The organism is Micropruina sp. (assembly GCF_047606365.1).
Classification (GTDB): domain Bacteria; phylum Actinomycetota; class Actinomycetes; order Propionibacteriales; family Propionibacteriaceae; genus Micropruina.
Genome location: NZ_JASGEN010000105.1, coordinates 86004 through 101890 on the forward strand (window position 1 = coordinate 86004; position 15887 = coordinate 101890).

Here is a 15887-nt window from a genome sequence, read left to right on the forward strand (position 1 = left end):
GGCACTGCCCGGACGCCGCGTCGGCCGGAAACCTGGACACATGACCACAGACACGATCGACGACGCCATCACCGTCACCGGTGTCCGCCGCCGCTATGTGACCCGCACCCGGCTCAACATCCTCACCGGACGCCGCGAACCCACCGGCTGGTTCGAGGCCGTCCGCGGCATCGACCTGCGGGTCCGGCGCGGCGAACTGTTCGCCCTGCTCGGCACCAACGGGGCCGGCAAGACATCCACGGTGGAGCTGATCGAGGGCCTGGGTCGTCCTAGCGAGGGCAGCATCCAGGTGCTCGGCCACGACCCGGTCGCCGGACGCCGGCACGTCCGGCACCGCACCGGGGTAGTGCTGCAGAGCTCCGGATTCCCGCCCGGCCTGACCGTCCGCGAGATGGCCCGGCTGTGGCACAGCACGCTGAGCAACCCGGCACCGGCCGACGCGGCCGTCGCGTCGGTGGGGCTCGAAGCGCAGGCCGACGTGGAGACTGCGAAGCTCTCCGGCGGTGAACGCCGCCGCCTCGACATCGCCCTGGCGGTGATGGGCCGTCCCGAGGTGCTGGTGCTCGACGAACCCACGACCGGGCTCGACCCCGAATCGCGCCGCGCCATCTGGTCGCTGGTGCAGGGTCTGGTCGAGCAGGGGACGGCGGTGCTGCTCACCACGCACTACCTGGAGGAGGCCGAGCAGCTCGCCGACCGGGTGGCCATCATGAACGCCGGCCTGATCGCCCGCGAAGGCACGGTCGCCGAGATCGTCGCCGACGCCCCCGCCCGGATCAGCTTCGACCGCCCGGCCGGACTCGCCCTGGCCGACCTGAACGTCGGCGCCGCCACGATCACCGCGGCCGACTCGGTGTTCATCGAAACCCGCACCCTGCAACCCACCCTGCGCGCCGTCCTCGACTGGGCGGGCGAGGTCCCGCTACGCCGACTCGACGCCCGCTCCGCCTCGCTGGAGCAGGTCTTCCTGGCCATCGCCGACACCAAGGAGCAGTCATGACCACCCTCGACACTCAGCCCACCACCCGCCTCGAGACGGCGGCAGCAGGTTCCGGTCTGCGTCGCTTCACGGCGCTGGCAAGGGGTGAGACCACGATCCTGCTGCGCAACCGGACGGCGATCTTCACCGCGGTCGCGATGCCGTTCGTGGTCGGCCTCGCCTTCTTCGGAATGAGCCAGGACCGCGCCGGCCTGGGCGTCGTGCTCACCATGGTGCTGGTCGGGACGGCGCTGATGTTCGTCATCTACTACACGATGGTCACCTCACTGGTCGGACGCCGCGAGCAGCTGGTCCTGAAGCGCCTGCTGGCCGGTGAGCCGACCGCGCTAGAGATCCTGATCGCACCGGCCGTCCCGCTGTGGGCGTTGTTCGCCGTCCAGTCGTTGATCGCGATCGGCGGTGCGATGCTGCTGGGCTCGCCGATGGCGCACCCGTGGGCGTTGGTGCTGGCGCTGCTCGGGGGCGCCGCGGCCTGGACTGCACTCGCCATCGTCAGTGCCGCCTACACCCGCACCGTCGAGTCGGCCCAGATCAGCACCCTGCCGCTGATCCTGACCTCGCTGCTGCTGTCCGGCTTCTCGGTGCCGCTGGAGTGGCTGCCCGAACCGGTGCAGCGCGTCGCCCACGTTCTGCCGATGACCCCGGTGGTCGATCTGATCAAGTTCGCCTACACCGGCGTCGGCGTCGATGGACGGGTTCTGACCGGGCCGGCCGAGGTGCTGGCCGGTGCCGGCGGCATGCTGCTGCCGCTGGTGGTGTGGACCACCGGCGCACTCGTTCTCGGGCTACGCCGGTTCCGCTGGGATCCTCGGTCCTGACCGTCACCGTTAGGCTCGAACGAAGCAGAGGAGGAGTCGTGAGCACCCTGCAAAGCAGTACGGCGCAGCATCGTGCAGAGCTGGGCGTCCGGCGCACGGAACGCTATGTCTACAACTCGCTGCACTGGGCGTTTCCGCTTCTCGGCGCCGTCGCGCTGATCGCGGTCACTGGTGATGCCCCGCTGGAGTGGTCACTGCCCTGGGCGGCCATGCTCATCGTCGCCGCCTGGTCCGGGCTGGTGGTGCTGCACACCCGGCTGCGGGACGCCGATCTACTGCCGGCCAGCGGCTGGGACGCGGTGCGCGTGCGCCGGGTCGAGCCGGTGCGGCTGGTATGGATCGCGTCCGGGCTGATCTGCGCGGCGACCGCCGGTTTCGTCTTCCCGCCGGCGGGATTCCTGCTGGTGCTGAGCAGCGCGATGCTCGGCAGCGTGCTGGTCATGCCGATGCTCACCTACCCGCGCATCCGGCCCATGGTGATCGGCGCAACCGGCATCGTGCTCGGCCAGCTCGGCATCTGGTTCGGCCCGCACCCCGGCGCCGCTCAGGAACTGCCGTGGGTGGTCGCCGCCTACTGGTCGGCGTTCGCGAGCGGCATGCTGCTGGGGTACGCGGTGATGTTCCTCAACGTGCTGACCACCACGCGCGAACTCGAATGGGCCCGGACGGACACCGCCCGGCTCGCGGTCGCCGAAGAACGGCTGCGTTTCTCGCGCGACCTGCACGACGTGTTCGGACGCACCCTGTCGACGGTGGCGCTGAAGGCCGAACTGGCCGCTGAGCAGGCCCGCCGCGGACGTCCGGAGTCGGTCGCGACGATGCGTGAGGTGCAGTCGATCGCCACCGAGGCGCTCGGCGAGGTGCGTGAGGTGGTTCGTGGCTACCGGCAGACCGACCTGGCCGGCGAGATGGCCGGCGCCCGGTCGCTGCTGGAGGCATCCGGCATCGAGGTGACGACGGTGACCGAGGGCAGCGGCGTGCTGCCGGCCCCGGTGGCCCGGGCCTTCGCCTGGGTGGTCCGCGAGGGCACCACCAACATCCTGCGGCATGCGGACGCCGGCCGCGTCCGGATCGCGCTCGACAGCGAACCGGGCCGGGCCCGGTTGGTGCTCGACAACGACCACCCGCACCCGGCGACCGGGCGGGCCGGCTCGGGCTTGGCGGGGCTGAGTGAGCGGCTCGCCGAGGTCGGTGGCAGGTTGTCCGTCGACCACGACACCGACAGGTTCACCCTGACCGCCGAGGTCACCGACGCCGCGTTGGCTCGGCTGCGGACGGCGTCCGGGCCGTCGGAAACGGGAGGTGAGCGATGATCCGGGTGGTGCTGGCCGAGGACGAACACCTGATCCGCGAGGCGCTGGTAGCCCTGCTGGAACTCACCGACGACATCGAGGTGGTCGGCCAGGCCGGTTCCGGCGACGAGGCGCTGGCGATGATCCGCAAGCTGGCGCCCGAGGTGGCGGTGCTCGACCTGCAGATGCCCGGGGCGTCCGGCATCGAGGTCGCAGCCGCGTTGGCGTCCGAACTGCCGGGCTGTGCCTGCGTGATCGTCACCAGCCACGGACTGCCCGGCTACCTGAAGCAGGCGCTGGCGCACGGCGTGCGCGGCTTCGTACCCAAGACCACCAGCGGCGCCCGGCTGGCCGAGGTGATCCGGACGGTGCACGGCGGCGGACGCTACGTCGACCCCGCCCTGGCCGCCGATGCGATCGCCGCCGGTGACTCACCGCTCACCCCGCGGGAAGCCGACGTGCTGCTGGCTGCCGACGGGGGAGCGCACGTGGAGGAGATCGCCGCCCGGGTGAACCTGTCGCCGGGCACCGTGCGCAACTACCTCAGTTCGGCGATCGGCAAGCTGCAGGCAGCGACCCGGCACGAGGCCGTCCGGATCGCCCGGGAACGCGGCTGGATCTGAAGACCGGCTCACCCCGCCGATTGGGCCGCCTCGACCTAGCCCGCGATGCCCACCCGGTGTCGCCGGCGGGGCCGGATGGTGCGGGCGTTCCAGCGACCGTCACGATGCTCCACCTCGATCGGATGGCCGAACGTGCGGGTCACGATGTCGCTTGTCAGCACCTCGGTGGCGCGACCCGCGGCGACCGTCCGTCCGTCGCGCAACAGCAGGGCGTGCGTGGTGGTGACCGGCAGCTCCTCGAGGTGATGCGTGACCAGCATCGAGGTCAGCTGCGGATGGGTCTCGGCGAGCAGATCGACCGTTTCCAGCAGCTGCTCGCGAGCGGCCACGTCCAAACCGGTGGTCGGTTCGTCGAGCAACAGCAGGGCCGGGTCGGAGGCCAGCGCGCGGGCGATCAGGGTGCGTCCGCGCTCGCCCTGGGACAGGGTCGTCCAGCGATCATCGGCGAGCCTGGCCAGGCCGAGCAGGTCGAGCAGCTCGGCTGCCCGGGCCCGGTCGGCCTGCGAGGGCTGCCAGCGGAGCGGCAACTCGATGGTGCCGGTGAGGCCGGTCAGCACCACCTCGGTCACGGTCCGCGCCGAACGCAGCGGATGGCGCGGATTGACGTGCCCGATGTGACGGCGGAGCGCCTGCAGCTCGACCCGGCCCAGCCGATGGCCGAGCACGTCGACGGTCCCGGTGGTGGGATGGACGACGGCGCCGCAGAACCCCAGGATCGTGCTCTTGCCGGCCCCGTTGGGTCCGAGCATCACCCAATGCTCGCCGCGACGCACGGTGAACGAGACGTCGTGCAGGATCTCCTTGTCGCCACGCCGGAACGTGACTGTGTCGAGGTCGAGGACGGTCGGCGAGCTGAGGTCTAGCTGCACGGGTGTTCTTTCGTCGGCGTGGGTGGAAGCTGATCCGCCGGTGCGGGCGCGGCCTTGACCGAATCGATCAGGGCGTAGCCGAGCCGGGTGGCGCTCTCGACGTCGCCCGCGCAGATCGCGTGGGTGAGTTCGCGGTGGGCGTCGCGGACGGCGTCCGGCTCGGGGAGCACGGCAGTCTCCCTGATCGACTGCTGGACGATCTCGGAGACGGCGGCGTACAGCCGGATCAGAATCGGATTGCCGCTGGCCCGCACCACCACCTGGTGGAACGTGGTGTCGGTGGCCACGTAGCCGGCCAGGTCGCTGGCATCGTGAGCGGCGGTGCGGGCGTCCAGTGCGGCACGCAGCGCGGCGAGATCGTCGGGGTCGGCGCGTTGGGCCGCGAGCCGAGCGCCTGCGGCCTCGAGTGCCGCGCGGGCGTCCAGTACGTCGCCGGGCGCTGCCACTCGGTCGGCGGCGGTCGGCAGGTGATCGCGAACCAGCACCCCGGTGATCTCGTCGGTGGCCCGGACGTAGGTGCCATCGCCGATCCTCGGCTCGAGCAGCCCGGTGATGCTCAGGCCGCGCAATGCCTCGCGCACAGTCGCCCGGCTGACGCCCAGATCGTCAGCTAGTTGATGCTCGCCGGGAATCCTCTCGCCAACCGGCCAATCGCCGGCATCGATCAACTCGCGAAACTGACTGGCCACCTGGGTCACCAGCGGCTCGTGGCGCACCGGACCGCGAATCATTGCTCCTCCTCGGCAGGTCAGCGGGTCGCGCTGGATCGCGTGATCTGTGGAGAGGCTAGTGCAGATGTCAGACATTTGCATATGGCGCCCGTTGGTTGAGCTTGTCGAAACCCCTGATGTCGTTTGCCAGCCATCCCAGTCGGCCGGGATTCGATAGTTAGTAACTAACATTAGATTCATGGGACGTTGGGATCGAACTCACGACGCACTGACACGCGCCGCGTCCGAGCTGTTCGCCGAGCAGGGATACGCAGCCACCGGCACGGCTCAGATAGCCGCACGCGCGGGGGTGAGCGAGATGACCTTGTTCCGGCATTTCGCCACCAAGGAGTCGTTGCTACTGACCGACCCCTTCGACCCACTGATGGCTGAGGCCGTCCGCTCGCGACCGGCGGACGAACCGCCGATGCGTGCACTGGCGGAGGGGATTCGGCAAACCTGGGCCGATATCGACCCGGCCGCGACCGACGCCCTCCGGGGCCGGCTGGCGATCATCGCCGAGACGCCGGAACTGCAGGGCGCGATCGAGCGCACCAGTCAGGACACCGTGACCGCCCTGATCGAAGCGCTGTCGGAGCGAGGAGTGCCCTCCGCCCAGGCGCGGATCGCGGCGACCGCGGTGATCGCCGGGCTGAGTGCGGCACTGCTCGACTGGGCCCGCTCTGACCGTGCGGGACTGGATGACGTGCTCGGTGCGGCGCTGGACGTGTTGGGCGGTGCGTGACGTGCTTGCCTTCGACCAGGTCAGCCGGCGCTTCCCGGGTGGCGCTGGGGTGACCGACCTCACCTTCGCGATCGCGCCGGGCGAGATCGTGGCGCTGATCGGACTCAACGGCGCAGGCAAGACGACGCTGATGCGGCTCGCGCTCGACATGCTGCGTCCAGAGCAGGGTGAGGTGCGGCTGTTCGGCAGTCCGCTTGCCGCGTTGCCCGCCGCGGCGTGGGCGCAGGTCGGTGCGCTGATCGAGGTGCCGCTGGCCTACCCGGAGCTGACGGTGCGGGACAACCTGCTGATCGGATGCCGGCTGCACGGCAGCGATCCGAGACGGGTCGAGGAGGCTCTTCAAGCGTGGCAACTCGCCCCACTCGCGGAGCGCCGGTTCCGTCGGCTGTCGCTCGGAAACCGGCAGCGCACCGGGTTGGCGGCCGCGCTGCAGCACGACCCGCGGCTGATCGTGCTGGACGAGCCGAGCAACTCCCTCGACCCGGCGTCGGTGATCCTGCTGCGCGAACAGCTTCTTCGTCGTGCCGCGGACGGTGCCGCGGTCCTGGTCAGTAGCCACCACCTGGACGAGGTGGCGCGGATCGCGGACCGCGTCCTGCTGATGAACGCCGGACGGCTGATCGGCGAGCTCGACACCACGGGGGTCGATCTGGAACGGGCCTTCTTCGAGCGCATCCGCCAGGATGACGAGCATCGTGCGGAGGTCGTCCGATGAGGGCGGCCCTCGGTGTCGAAATGCTCAAGCTCACACGCTCGCCGGTCGCAGTGATCGGCACGCTGGCGGTCCTCGGCGGAATGCTCGGCCTGCTCGGCGGGATCACCGCCGCGGTGGCCGGCGGCAACCCCGAGGTGATCGCCAAGGCCGGAGCAGCCGCCAGCCACGACTGGGCCGGCCTGCTGCTCGGTGCCGATCAGGTGGCGGCTGCCGGCGCCCTGCTCGGTTTCGGCGTCGTGTTGTCCTGGATGTTCGCCCGCGAGTTCACTGATGGCACGATCACCGGCCTGTTCGCGCTGCCGATCAGCCGCGGCAGGATCGCGCTCGCCAAGCTGATCGTCTACCTGCTCTGGACGGCGGTGGTCGGCCTCGCCGTCACACTCGAGGTGTTCACCCTCGGGCTGCTGCTCAGCTACGGCATCCCGGACGCCGCTACCTGGAGAGCCCTCGGACGCCTGCTGGTGCTGGTCGTCCTGACCGGGATCGTCGCCGTTCCGGTGGCCTGGGTGGCTACCGTCGCGCGGTCACTGCTGGCAGCAGTCGGCGGCACGATCCTCCTCGTGGTCGCGGCACAGGTCGGTGCGCTGGCCGGAGCCGGAGGCTGGATGCCGCTGGCCGCGCCCGCCCTATGGGCGCTCTCTGCCGGGATCGCTGTCAGCATCGGGCAGTTGGTCCTCACCATGGCCGTCTCGGCGATCTTCGCGACCCTGACCTGGATGACTTGGTCACGACTCCAGTTGGATCGCTGACGTGAATATCGTTGGTCGAGCTTGTCGAGGGGAGGAGCGCCAGATTGTCCGGGACGTCGACGGCTGCCGAGGCCGCGAACACGCTGGTGCTCGTCCGCCACGGGCAGAGTCAGGCGAATGCGGACGGCTTGTTCACCGGGCTGCTCGACGTCCCACTGACCGACCGTGGCCGAGCGGAGGCTGCCCGGGCGGCACGGATGCTCAACGATGCGGGCCTCGCTCCACCCGTGTGGTTCTGCTCGCCGTTGCGCCGGGCCCGCGAGACCGCGGCGATCCTGACCGCCGAGCTGAGCCGTCCGCCGAGCCGCACGGTGTGGGACTGGCGGCTGGCCGAACGCAACTATGGTGCGCTCACCGGCCGCACCAAGCAGAGCGTGCTGACCGAGTACGGCCAGGAGCAGTTCCTCGCCTGGCGACGCTCGGTCGACGTGGCCCCGCCGCCGATGTCGGACGAGCAGCGCGCCACCCTCGGTGACGCGCCGGCGGCGCTGGGGCTGACCGAGGCGCTTCGCGATGTCGTCGTCCGAGTCGGGACGGTCTGGCGCGACGAGATCGAACCGGCGCTGCGCCGCGACGGGAGTGCGCTGGTGCTCGCCCATGGCAACTCGCTGCGCGCGCTGTGTGTGGTGCTGGATTCGCTGACCCACGCCGAGGTGCAGGCGCTCAACATTCCGACCGGCCACCCGCTGATTTACCGGATCGCCGACGACGGCCAGCCGCAGGTGCGGGGCGGGCGTTACCTCGACCCGATCACCGCCCACGCCGCCGCGGCCCGGATCGCCCAGGAGGGCGGCACCTGAACCTGATCGACGCGGTGCGGGAAGTCCGCCCAGCGGAGACCCGCCGATGACCGTCGAGTTGAGCGGCGCCGACCCCGGCGTCCGAACTTGCGGATCATCGGTGTTCCCACTCCGGTGCGGAGGCCTGTGGTGCGGCCCCCGCGGTGGCCCTCGGCCGGGCCGCGCTCTGCCACCCTGCCGGCAGCAGCGGGTGAAGTTCAGGCGTGCGACGAGCGGCGCGGGCGATATAGACGGCGTTCCAGATGCCCAGGCCGGCCATGCCGACGGCCATCCAGAGGGTGGAGAGACCCACCGCCCAGTCGATCGGCAGCACCGCCACCATCGGAATGCGCAGCAGCGATTCCGCCACCAGCCCAACGCCCCAGCCCACGGTGCTGACCCGGAACGCTCGACGGGCAGCCGGCACGGTCCGGTACAGCTCGCCCAACTCGACCGCCCGCCCCGGCTTCCACGACTGTGCTGCGGACAGCGACATCGGTTGCCGCGAGGCGAGGCTGAGCAGGAACATCGCGCCGATCGTCACTGTCCCGGCCGAATCCTTGAGAAGTATCCAGCGAGCGTCGCCGCCGACAAAAGCCAGAGCGAAGCCGACCCCGAAGACGGCGAGCATCATCCCCGCGAACCAGGTCAGGCGCCGCTGCCGAACCGCCACCCAGGCGAGCCGGAGCCCGGCGGCCACGCCCGCGGTGAGCAGTGCGAGCTGATCGGACGCGCCGGCGAAGTGGAGGGCGTAGTAGCAGACCAGCGGCAGTCCGATGTCGGTGAGGAGACCCGGCAGCGGACTCCCGTCGGCGACCGGCCGGTTGGGGCGACCGTGTGTAGCAGATGCCATAACACTGGTATATATCAACGTTATGCCGAGATCAAGGCCGGGCGATACCGTGCAGCATGGCCACCACCATTGATGCCGACGAGTTCGCGCGCATCGTGGCTCCCTATCGCCACGAACTCCTGGTGCACGCCTACCGGCTGACCGGAGCGCCGTCCGATGCTGAGGACGCCCTTCAGGAGGGCATGATCGCCGCTTGGCGTGGGCTATCCGGGCTGCGCGAGCGGGCTGCGCTACGGGCTTGGCTGTACCGGGTGACGACGAACGCGGCGCTGCGGCTGGTGGAACGCCGGGGGCTGCGGCTGTTGTCCTGGGACAGCGCGTCGGCCGCTGATCCTGCGGCCGAGCTGGGGCCGCCGCGCGACGACGTTGCCTGGGTGGAGCCGTTTCGTGGCGCGGCTGACCCCGCGGAAGTCGCCGAACGCCGTGAACACATCGAACTGGCCTGGATCGCCGCCGTGCAGCAGCTACCCGCCACGCAGCGCGCCGTCCTCGTGCTGAGGGAGGTGCTCGGGTTCTCTGCGGACGAGACCGCCGACCTCCTCGACACGTCGCGGACGGCGGTGAACAGCGCATTGCAGCGGGCTCGCGCGACGCTCGCCGGGCGTCGGCCGTCCGGCCACAAGCAGCACGCCGAACTCGACCGCGACGTGGTGAAGACGTTCGTGGAGGCGTTCACGGCCGGCGATGTGGAGCGAGTTGTCGAACTGCTGGCCGACGACGTCCGGTTCACCATGCCGCCGCTGCCGGCCTGGTTCGACGGTCGCGCCGACGTCGCCGAGTTCCTCCGGACAAGTGTGTTCGCGACACCGTGGCGGGTGCGTGAGATCGGCATGGTCAACGGGCATCCGGCCGTCCTCGGCGAACAGCGATGGGAGGGTGCCTGGCGTCCGGGCGCACTGATGATCCTGCACCTGAGGGAGGGGCGGATCGGTTGGCTGGCGACCTTCGTCGGCCCGTTGTGCACAGATTGGGTGAAGGATTTTCCGACGGACCGATGAATCCGCGGCCTCCCGCGTATCTGTACAGGTGACAGATACGTACGGAAGGAGCGCGACATGCGCAAGGTCATCGTCAACAACATCGTTTCTCTCGACGGCTGCTACGCCGACGCCACCGGCAATCCGCTGGCGCTGAACATGGACGCCGCCTTCGACCAGGCGAACCTCGACAGCATCTCGGCGGCCGATGTGGTGCTACTCGGCCGGGACTCCTTCGACGGGTTCAGCTCGTACTGGCCGTTCATCGCCGATGCGCCCGAGCCCGACGATCCGGACGCGCCCGAGGCTCGCGCGCTCAGCGAGGTAAACCGCGCCATCAGTCGCCGCTACAACGCGATCCCCAAGGTGGTCGTCAGCGACCGCGGGGGAGTGCCGTCGGACAATGCGTGGGCACAGACGACGACCGTCGTGCCCCGCGGTGCGGCCGCGTCCTGGGTGGCCGACGCGAAACGGAACGGAGACGGCGACATCGTCATCTTCGGCAGCCGCCGGATGTGGAACGGACTCCTCGGCGACGGTCTGATCGATGAACTGCACCTGATGGTCAGCCCGACCGTGCTCGGCGACGGCGTCCGGCTGTTCGGGGTGCCGGCCGACCTCGACCGGATCGAGTGCCGCCGCTACGACGGTTCACCGAACGTGCAACTCCGGTACCGCGTGCTGGCGCCGCGTTCCGATCGGGCTTCGTGACAGCCGAAAGGGATCTATCGGACGTCGGCCAGAGAGCGCCAGCATTCCTGCAGATGGTCGTCGACCATGCCCGCGGACTGCATGAGTGCGTACATCGTGGTCGGGCCGACGAACCGGAAGCCGCGTTTGCGGAGCGCCTTGCTCATCGCCTCCGACTCCGGCGTGGTGGCAGGGACGTCGGCGAACGTCCGCGGCCGGGGGCGTGGCTGCGGAGCGAACGACCACAGCAACTCGTCGAGTTCGCCCGGCCGCATCTCGGTGACCAAGCGTGCGTTCGAGATGGTGGCTTCGATCTTTGCGCGATTGCGGACGATCCCGGCGTCGGCCATCAGCCGTGCGATGTCGTCGGCGCCGAACCCGGCGACGGTCTCGGGCTCGAACCCGGCGAACGCCTCGCGGAACCTCGGCCGCTTACGCAGGATCGTGATCCACGACAGGCCCGCCTGGAAGCCCTCGAGGCTCATCTTCTCGAACAACTCCCGATCGCCGTGCAGCGGCACCGCCCATTCCTCGTCGTGGTAGCGGCGGTAATCGGCGTCGTCGCCGACCCAGCCACAGCGCACAACCGCGTCGGGCCCGATCCGGAGTTCATCGATCACGTCGTCAAGATACCGGGACGCCGCTTGCAGCTGCCGGGAGGCTTCCGGAAGGGTCGCAGGGTCGAGGCCCCCGGGTGAGGAAGTGCGGCAGCCTCACGAGTGCGCCGTGCTCCTCGGCGGCTGCACGTACGCCTCGCCCAAGCTCGGGTTAATCCGCTCCCGGGAGTTGATGATTGGTCCGTCCAGCCTCGGCACGGGCCTTCAGGTTGCGGAGTTGGCGACCGGCCATGATCTTGTCTCCGGCGGCGAGCGCGAGGTGACGGACGCCAATGCCTGCGTCGTGCTGGACGCAGGCATTGGCACGTAGACGGGTGGCGTCGTCGTCGAGCGACGTCACTGAATAGGAGATCGCGATGCGGCCGTAGCTGCGGTCGAACTCCGGCCGGGATATCCCGGCGAGGTAGGAGTTGGGAGCGAAGCTCGTGATGGCGAAAATCAGGAAGTGCTGACCGACTCTCAGTCGTTCCGCGCCGGGGGTCAGTGTGACTGGGCTGCGGCGTCCGGGGAAGTCAATGGCATCGAAACTGTAGGGGGCGACGGTGAGTTGGCAGAGCCAGCGATAGACCAGCTGACGTGGGGCGTTGACGGTGATGCAACGCACCCATCGGTCACAGTTCGAGGCGAGGAGGTCGTCCGCCGGGCTTGGCTCATCGATCTCGCCCGGTGCCGCGCGGGTGTGGCGCAGTAGTGACGGGACCGGGATCCTGAACCCGCTCGTCATGCCCGTGAAGTCACGATGACGCGCTTGCCGTTGGCTGAGCGACTCTCGGCGTCCCGGTGTGCCTCACTGACTCGATCGACTGAGTACGTGGCCTCGATGATCGGGGTGATCGAGCCGTCATCGACGCGGCTGGCCAACCAGGTGAGGTCGCCTGCGTGGGGCTTGCCGGAGACCATGCGGATCAGCGGGCCGGCACTGACCATGGACACGAAGATGGCGGGCATCGCCGAAGGCGACAGGGCGACGATTCTGCCGCCAGGGTTGAGCATCGTGCGGTAAACGAGCAGGTCATCGCTGGCGGTAGCCAGAATGGCGTCGTACCGCTGAGTAATCTGCGCGGCGCCTCCCTCGCGATAGTCGTAGATGCTCGTGGCGCCGGCTTGCGTTGCTGCGGCGTTGCGGTCGCCGGTCAGGGCATCGACCCGTGCGCCCTGCGCTCGGGCGACCTGGATAGCCGTTGATCCGACTCCGCCGTTGCCACCGACGACGAGCACCCGGTTGCCCTTGTCGACGCGCAGCGCCCTCAGTGCCGCCACGGCAGTCAGCCCGACCAGCGGCAGCGCCGCAGCTTCTTCCAGCGGAACCCGCGACGGTGCGACCGCGATCTGATCCGCCCGGATCGTGAGGTATTGCGCCGCGGCGGCGTGGCGACCCGGCGGCTTCATGCCGAGATATCCCCACACGCGGTCACCGACCGTCAGGTTCGGGACGCGGGCGCCGGTCCGCACGATGGTTCCGGCGAAGTCGACTCCGGTCCCCTTCGGGAAGCCGAATCCGTTCAGCCCCTTCAACTTGCCCGCCCGTGCCATCAAGTCGGCCTGGTTGAGGCTGCATGCGGCCACCTCAACGAGCACCTGTCTGGCTCCAGGCCGAGGTACGGGTGACTGTCCGACCTCCAACACCTCCGGACCGCCGTACTTGCGGTACTGAACTGCCCACATCTGATCGCTGGCCATCATGCCTCCTCGGTTTATGCTACGAAACGTAGCGTAGCAGTGAGATCGCGAAGGTCGGTGAGGTCCGTGGGGTTCCTGTCTGGCTCTCAGTCGGAGGGGCGTGCGTGCAGAACTGCCAACAGCTGCGCGGTGAGTGAGCCAGTCAGAGCGTCAATGTCGTTCCGACCGAGCAGGTGAACCTGCGCGTATGGGATGCCCAGCAGCGCGGCATGGACATCGGTCACGCTCGCTCCGGTGGAGAGTTCTCCACGCCCCTCCGCTCGGTCGAGGATGACCGCGATGTCATCGCGTGCGGCGGCGATGAAGCCCTGTCGCAGTCGGTCGGTGAGCTCGCTGTCGCCGGACATGTCGGCGAGCAGGCCAGGAAGTACGGCGCGGCCGGGCTCTGCTGCCACCAAGCGCACGGCCCGGCCAGCTAGTACCGCGATGTCGCCGGCCAGCGAGCCAGTGTCGATCGATGGTTGCTCCTCTGCGCGATGGATCGCCAAGTCGAAGACCATTTCGGCTTTGGTGCCCCAGCGGCGGTAGATCGTCGTCTTCGCCACGCCCGACTCCGACGCGACCCGTTCGATCGTCAGGCCCGCGTAGCTGAGCCGGCCCAGGAGGTCGCCCACCGTCTCGGCCAGGCGGGCGTCCGTCCGAGCGCGCCTCGTATCCCGTGGCGCGCGTCCCTCCCGCTGGGTCATGCGGACTCCGTCCAGTCCCTCAAGCAACTACGCTCCGTAGCGTATGTCGTCTGGGGAACTCTGGAATGCGGATGTCAGTGGAACAGAGCTATCCCGAGTATCGGCGCGCTGTCCGGGAATGCACCTGGGTTGGGGTTCGGAGTAGTTCAGTCGGAGATGGCGAGCTTCATGGCGCTCCCGCGAGTTGGCTACGGCCCGAGATCGTGATCGACAGGGCCGCGGCCGGGGTCGTCGGTCACCGGGTCGAGGATCGTGAATCCGAGATTGCGGGCGGCGACTGCCATCTGCCTGTCGTGGGTCACCAGTGTGAGCGCGGTGGGGCCGAGTCGCAGTGCGGACGCGACATGAATCGAGTCGGCGCCACCCAGCCGCTCGTCGAGGGCGATGGCCTCCGCGATTAGCTCGTCGTTGACGTTCATCAGGAAGAACTCGTCCACATATTCGGTGACGATGTCCTGGTCGATGGCGGCGTTCTTCGTGACCCGACGCACCTCCAGTTCCATCACTCGAGACGCGATGAAGGCGTCGCCGCGCCGGGAGACGTCTTCGAACCATGCCCGCGCTGCTGGTGACTGTTCGACGATCGCCCGCACGAGGACAGATGAGTCGACGTACCAGGTCTGTTTGTCAGCCATCGAGGCGGGACCGGTCGTCGTCGAGTGCGGCACCGACATCGGCCGTCGTGGGCGCGGTTCTGCGTTCCGTGGCACGGCGGGTCTTGCGAGGGGGGGCGAGTAGCCCGGCGCGGACCAGTGCCTCGACCGGGTCGGTGGGCTCGTCGGCGATGCGAGTGAGCCGATAGGCGGCGCTTCCTCGGCGCATGATGACCACCTCGTCGTCGTCGGCGAGCCGGGTCGCGCGCGAGGGGTTCTGGTTGAACTCCGTGAGCGAGATGGTCTTCATGACCAGATTCTAGCATTAATACTAATCTATTGAAGTGACGCCGGTCACGAGGTTTGACTGCGGCGGAGGCGACGGCAGCGGGCTGCGTTCAAGTAGGGTCGGTGACCGAACGGCCGGTGATCTGGCGCTCTCCGCGCGCAAAGGGACAGCATGAGTATCAAGCGACTCTCATCGAGGCTGGACGGCTTCGCTCGGCTGAGCTTGCTCGACGGGCCGACGCCCCTTCAGCACCTTCCTCGACTCTCTGATCGCCTCGGCCGCGCGGTCTACGTCAAGCGCGACGACGTGACGCCGCTCGCCATGGGCGGCAACAAGCTGCGCAAGCTTGAGTACCTTGCCGCCGACGCTCTGCGTGAGAAGGCGGACGTGCTGGTGACTGCCGGGGCCATCCAGTCCAACCACGTCCGGCAAACCGCTGCGCTCGCCGCGCAACTCGGCCTGGGCTGCGTCGCCCTGCTGGAGAACCCGATCGGCACCTCACGCGACGACTACCTGAGAAGCGGCAACCGGCTCCTGCTGGATCTGTTCGCTGCGCAAGTGATGAATGTGGGCAGTCTCGAGGACGCCGACCGGCAACTCGACGATGTCGCTCAGCAACTGCGTGAGCAGGGACGCCGGCCCTATGTCATTCCAGTCGGCGGCTCGAATGCGCTCGGCGCGCTGGGCTACGTGCGTGCGGGCATGGAGATCGCGCAGCAGGCCCGTGCGAACGACCTCGCCTTTTCTGCCGTCGTGCTTCCCTCCGGCAGCGCAGGCACCCATGCCGGCCTTGCTCTCGCCCTCGCCCACGCGCTCCCGGCGACGTCCATCATCGGGGTCACCGTGTCGCGTAGCGCCGACGCGCAGCGGGCCAACGTCCAACGCCTCGTCGAGGCTACGAGCGCGTTGCTCGGTATCGAGGTCCCTGCGGACCTTCGCATTGAACTGTGGGACGAGTATTTCGCCCCGAGGTACGGCGAAGCCAACGCGGCTGGCACGAATGCCATTCGCCTGCTCGCCCAAACCGAGGGCCTGTTGCTCGACCCGGTTTACACGGGCAAAGCAATGGCGGGCCTGCTGGACGGAATCCAACGCGACCGGATCGATGGGGAAGGGCCCGTGCTTTTCCTGCACACCGGGGGAGCGCCGGCATTGTTCGCCTATCAGGATGCCTGTAGGACGCAATGATGCGGCACCAGCAG

20 protein-coding genes are annotated in these 15887 nt (G+C 69.0%); 11 read left to right on the forward strand and 9 right to left on the reverse strand.

Going from position 1 to position 15887, the window contains the following annotated elements; all coding sequences use genetic code 11:
* The first annotated feature begins 40 nt into the window (after window positions 1–40).
* Genes QM624_RS12470 through QM624_RS12485 form a run of 4 tightly spaced genes read left to right on the forward strand, consistent with a single transcriptional unit; the run spans window position 41 to window position 3733 of the window.
* A complete protein-coding gene (locus QM624_RS12470; RefSeq protein ID WP_415092258.1) occupies window positions 41–1000 on the forward strand; it encodes an ABC transporter ATP-binding protein in 960 nt (319 codons plus the stop codon).
* Window positions 997–1818: an ABC transporter permease gene (locus tag QM624_RS12475; protein ID WP_415092260.1), complete on the forward strand. Its 822-nt coding sequence runs from the start codon at window positions 997–999 to the stop codon at window positions 1816–1818. Before QM624_RS12470 ends, QM624_RS12475 begins: the two co-directional genes overlap by 4 nt.
* Window positions 1819–1856: 38 nt before the next feature.
* Complete coding sequence (locus QM624_RS12480; RefSeq protein WP_415092262.1) at window positions 1857–3131, forward strand: sensor histidine kinase; 1275 nt, start codon at window positions 1857–1859, stop codon at window positions 3129–3131.
* On the forward strand, window positions 3128–3733 hold the full coding sequence (locus QM624_RS12485) for a response regulator transcription factor (RefSeq protein WP_415092264.1): 606 nt from the start codon (window positions 3128–3130) through the stop codon (window positions 3731–3733). The genes QM624_RS12480 and QM624_RS12485 overlap by 4 nt, the downstream gene beginning before the upstream one ends.
* A gap of 35 nt (window positions 3734–3768) precedes the next feature.
* Here the strand turns inward: QM624_RS12485 and QM624_RS12490 are convergent, their stop codons facing one another.
* Window positions 3769–4602 carry an ABC transporter ATP-binding protein gene (locus QM624_RS12490; RefSeq protein WP_415092266.1) on the reverse strand — a complete coding sequence of 278 codons (834 nt, stop codon included), beginning with the start codon at window positions 4600–4602 and terminating at the stop codon, window positions 3769–3771.
* Window positions 4593–5333 carry a FadR/GntR family transcriptional regulator gene (locus QM624_RS12495; RefSeq protein ID WP_415092268.1) on the reverse strand — a complete coding sequence of 247 codons (741 nt, stop codon included), beginning with the start codon at window positions 5331–5333 and terminating at the stop codon, window positions 4593–4595. Before QM624_RS12495 ends, QM624_RS12490 begins: the two co-directional genes overlap by 10 nt.
* Before the next feature lie 178 nt (window positions 5334–5511).
* Here QM624_RS12495 and QM624_RS12500 point away from each other — a divergent pair, with 178 nt between their 5' ends.
* Genes QM624_RS12500 through QM624_RS12515 form a run of 4 tightly spaced genes read left to right on the forward strand, consistent with a single transcriptional unit; the run spans window position 5512 to window position 8321 of the window.
* On the forward strand, window positions 5512–6057 hold the full coding sequence (locus QM624_RS12500; RefSeq protein ID WP_415092270.1) for a TetR/AcrR family transcriptional regulator: 546 nt from the start codon (window positions 5512–5514) through the stop codon (window positions 6055–6057).
* The gene (locus QM624_RS12505; protein WP_415092272.1) at window positions 6050–6772 is read left to right on the forward strand and encodes an ABC transporter ATP-binding protein; all 723 of its coding nucleotides are present in this window, start codon (window positions 6050–6052) and stop codon (window positions 6770–6772) included. Before QM624_RS12500 ends, QM624_RS12505 begins: the two co-directional genes overlap by 8 nt.
* Before the next feature lie 20 nt (window positions 6773–6792).
* Window positions 6793–7521 (forward strand): ABC transporter permease, encoded by a 729-nt coding sequence (locus QM624_RS12510; RefSeq protein ID WP_415092274.1) that lies wholly within the window; start codon window positions 6793–6795, stop codon window positions 7519–7521.
* A 44-nt stretch (window positions 7522–7565) separates the two neighbouring features.
* On the forward strand, window positions 7566–8321 hold the full coding sequence (locus QM624_RS12515; RefSeq protein ID WP_415092276.1) for a 2,3-bisphosphoglycerate-dependent phosphoglycerate mutase: 756 nt from the start codon (window positions 7566–7568) through the stop codon (window positions 8319–8321).
* A 94-nt stretch (window positions 8322–8415) separates the two neighbouring features.
* On the opposite strand, the gene QM624_RS12520 is transcribed toward QM624_RS12515, so the two are convergent.
* Complete coding sequence (locus QM624_RS12520) at window positions 8416–9153, reverse strand: VC0807 family protein (protein ID WP_415092278.1); 738 nt, start codon at window positions 9151–9153, stop codon at window positions 8416–8418.
* Between the two features lie 56 nt (window positions 9154–9209).
* Here QM624_RS12520 and QM624_RS12525 point away from each other — a divergent pair, with 56 nt between their 5' ends.
* Both QM624_RS12525 and QM624_RS12530 read left to right on the forward strand, forming a co-directional pair.
* The gene (locus QM624_RS12525; protein WP_415092280.1) at window positions 9210–10151 is read left to right on the forward strand and encodes an RNA polymerase subunit sigma-70; all 942 of its coding nucleotides are present in this window, start codon (window positions 9210–9212) and stop codon (window positions 10149–10151) included.
* Window positions 10152–10208: 57 nt separating this feature from the next.
* Window positions 10209–10841 (forward strand): dihydrofolate reductase family protein, encoded by a 633-nt coding sequence (locus tag QM624_RS12530; protein WP_415092282.1) that lies wholly within the window; start codon window positions 10209–10211, stop codon window positions 10839–10841.
* 14 nt (window positions 10842–10855) lie between these two features.
* Here the strand turns inward: QM624_RS12530 and QM624_RS12535 are convergent, their stop codons facing one another.
* The 6 genes from QM624_RS12535 to QM624_RS12560 form a co-directional block, all read right to left on the reverse strand.
* Window positions 10856–11437 (reverse strand): DNA-3-methyladenine glycosylase I, encoded by a 582-nt coding sequence (locus QM624_RS12535; RefSeq protein WP_415092336.1) that lies wholly within the window; start codon window positions 11435–11437, stop codon window positions 10856–10858.
* 151 nt (window positions 11438–11588) lie between these two features.
* Window positions 11589–12161, reverse strand: a complete 573-nt coding sequence (locus QM624_RS12540; RefSeq protein WP_415092284.1) for a hypothetical protein — start codon at window positions 12159–12161, stop codon at window positions 11589–11591.
* Entirely contained in the window at window positions 12158–13117 is a 960-nt protein-coding gene (locus QM624_RS12545) for an NADP-dependent oxidoreductase (protein ID WP_415092286.1), read from the reverse strand. Before QM624_RS12545 ends, QM624_RS12540 begins: the two co-directional genes overlap by 4 nt.
* An 86-nt stretch (window positions 13118–13203) precedes the next feature.
* Window positions 13204–13803, reverse strand: a complete 600-nt coding sequence (locus QM624_RS12550; protein WP_415092288.1) for a TetR/AcrR family transcriptional regulator — start codon at window positions 13801–13803, stop codon at window positions 13204–13206.
* A 188-nt stretch (window positions 13804–13991) separates the two neighbouring features.
* Window positions 13992–14438 (reverse strand): type II toxin-antitoxin system VapC family toxin, encoded by a 447-nt coding sequence (locus QM624_RS12555; protein ID WP_415092290.1) that lies wholly within the window; start codon window positions 14436–14438, stop codon window positions 13992–13994.
* Entirely contained in the window at window positions 14431–14706 is a 276-nt protein-coding gene (locus QM624_RS12560) for a hypothetical protein (RefSeq protein WP_415092292.1), read from the reverse strand. Before QM624_RS12560 ends, QM624_RS12555 begins: the two co-directional genes overlap by 8 nt.
* A gap of 150 nt (window positions 14707–14856) precedes the next feature.
* Here QM624_RS12560 and QM624_RS12565 point away from each other — a divergent pair, with 150 nt between their 5' ends.
* Window positions 14857–15873, forward strand: coding sequence for a D-cysteine desulfhydrase (locus tag QM624_RS12565; protein ID WP_415092294.1), 1017 nt, complete (start codon window positions 14857–14859; stop codon window positions 15871–15873).
* The last annotated feature ends 14 nt before the right edge of the window (window positions 15874–15887 follow it).

Bases quoted from the DNA above. Each gene is read 5' to 3' on its own strand.
- QM624_RS12510 (WP_415092274.1), top strand. From the start codon at position 6,793: ATGCTCAAGCTCACACGCTCGCCGGTCGCAGTGATCGGCACGCTGGCG.
- QM624_RS12520 (WP_415092278.1), bottom strand. From the start codon at position 9,153: ATGGCATCTGCTACACACGGTCGCCCCAACCGGCCGGTCGCCGACGGG.
- QM624_RS12555 (WP_415092290.1), bottom strand. From the start codon at position 14,438: ATGGCTGACAAACAGACCTGGTACGTCGACTCATCTGTCCTCGTGCGG.
- QM624_RS12495 (WP_415092268.1), bottom strand. From the start codon at position 5,333: ATGATTCGCGGTCCGGTGCGCCACGAGCCGCTGGTGACCCAGGTGGCC.
- QM624_RS12485 (WP_415092264.1), top strand. From the start codon at position 3,128: ATGATCCGGGTGGTGCTGGCCGAGGACGAACACCTGATCCGCGAGGCG.
- QM624_RS12540 (WP_415092284.1), bottom strand. From the start codon at position 12,161: ATGACGAGCGGGTTCAGGATCCCGGTCCCGTCACTACTGCGCCACACC.
- QM624_RS12560 (WP_415092292.1), bottom strand. From the start codon at position 14,706: ATGAAGACCATCTCGCTCACGGAGTTCAACCAGAACCCCTCGCGCGCG.
- QM624_RS12525 (WP_415092280.1), top strand. From the start codon at position 9,210: ATGGCCACCACCATTGATGCCGACGAGTTCGCGCGCATCGTGGCTCCC.
- QM624_RS12565 (WP_415092294.1), top strand. From the start codon at position 14,857: ATGAGTATCAAGCGACTCTCATCGAGGCTGGACGGCTTCGCTCGGCTG.
- QM624_RS12475 (WP_415092260.1), top strand. From the start codon at position 997: ATGACCACCCTCGACACTCAGCCCACCACCCGCCTCGAGACGGCGGCA.
- QM624_RS12470 (WP_415092258.1), top strand. From the start codon at position 41: ATGACCACAGACACGATCGACGACGCCATCACCGTCACCGGTGTCCGC.
- QM624_RS12500 (WP_415092270.1), top strand. From the start codon at position 5,512: ATGGGACGTTGGGATCGAACTCACGACGCACTGACACGCGCCGCGTCC.
- QM624_RS12530 (WP_415092282.1), top strand. From the start codon at position 10,209: ATGCGCAAGGTCATCGTCAACAACATCGTTTCTCTCGACGGCTGCTAC.
- QM624_RS12550 (WP_415092288.1), bottom strand. From the start codon at position 13,803: ATGACCCAGCGGGAGGGACGCGCGCCACGGGATACGAGGCGCGCTCGG.
- QM624_RS12545 (WP_415092286.1), bottom strand. From the start codon at position 13,117: ATGGCCAGCGATCAGATGTGGGCAGTTCAGTACCGCAAGTACGGCGGT.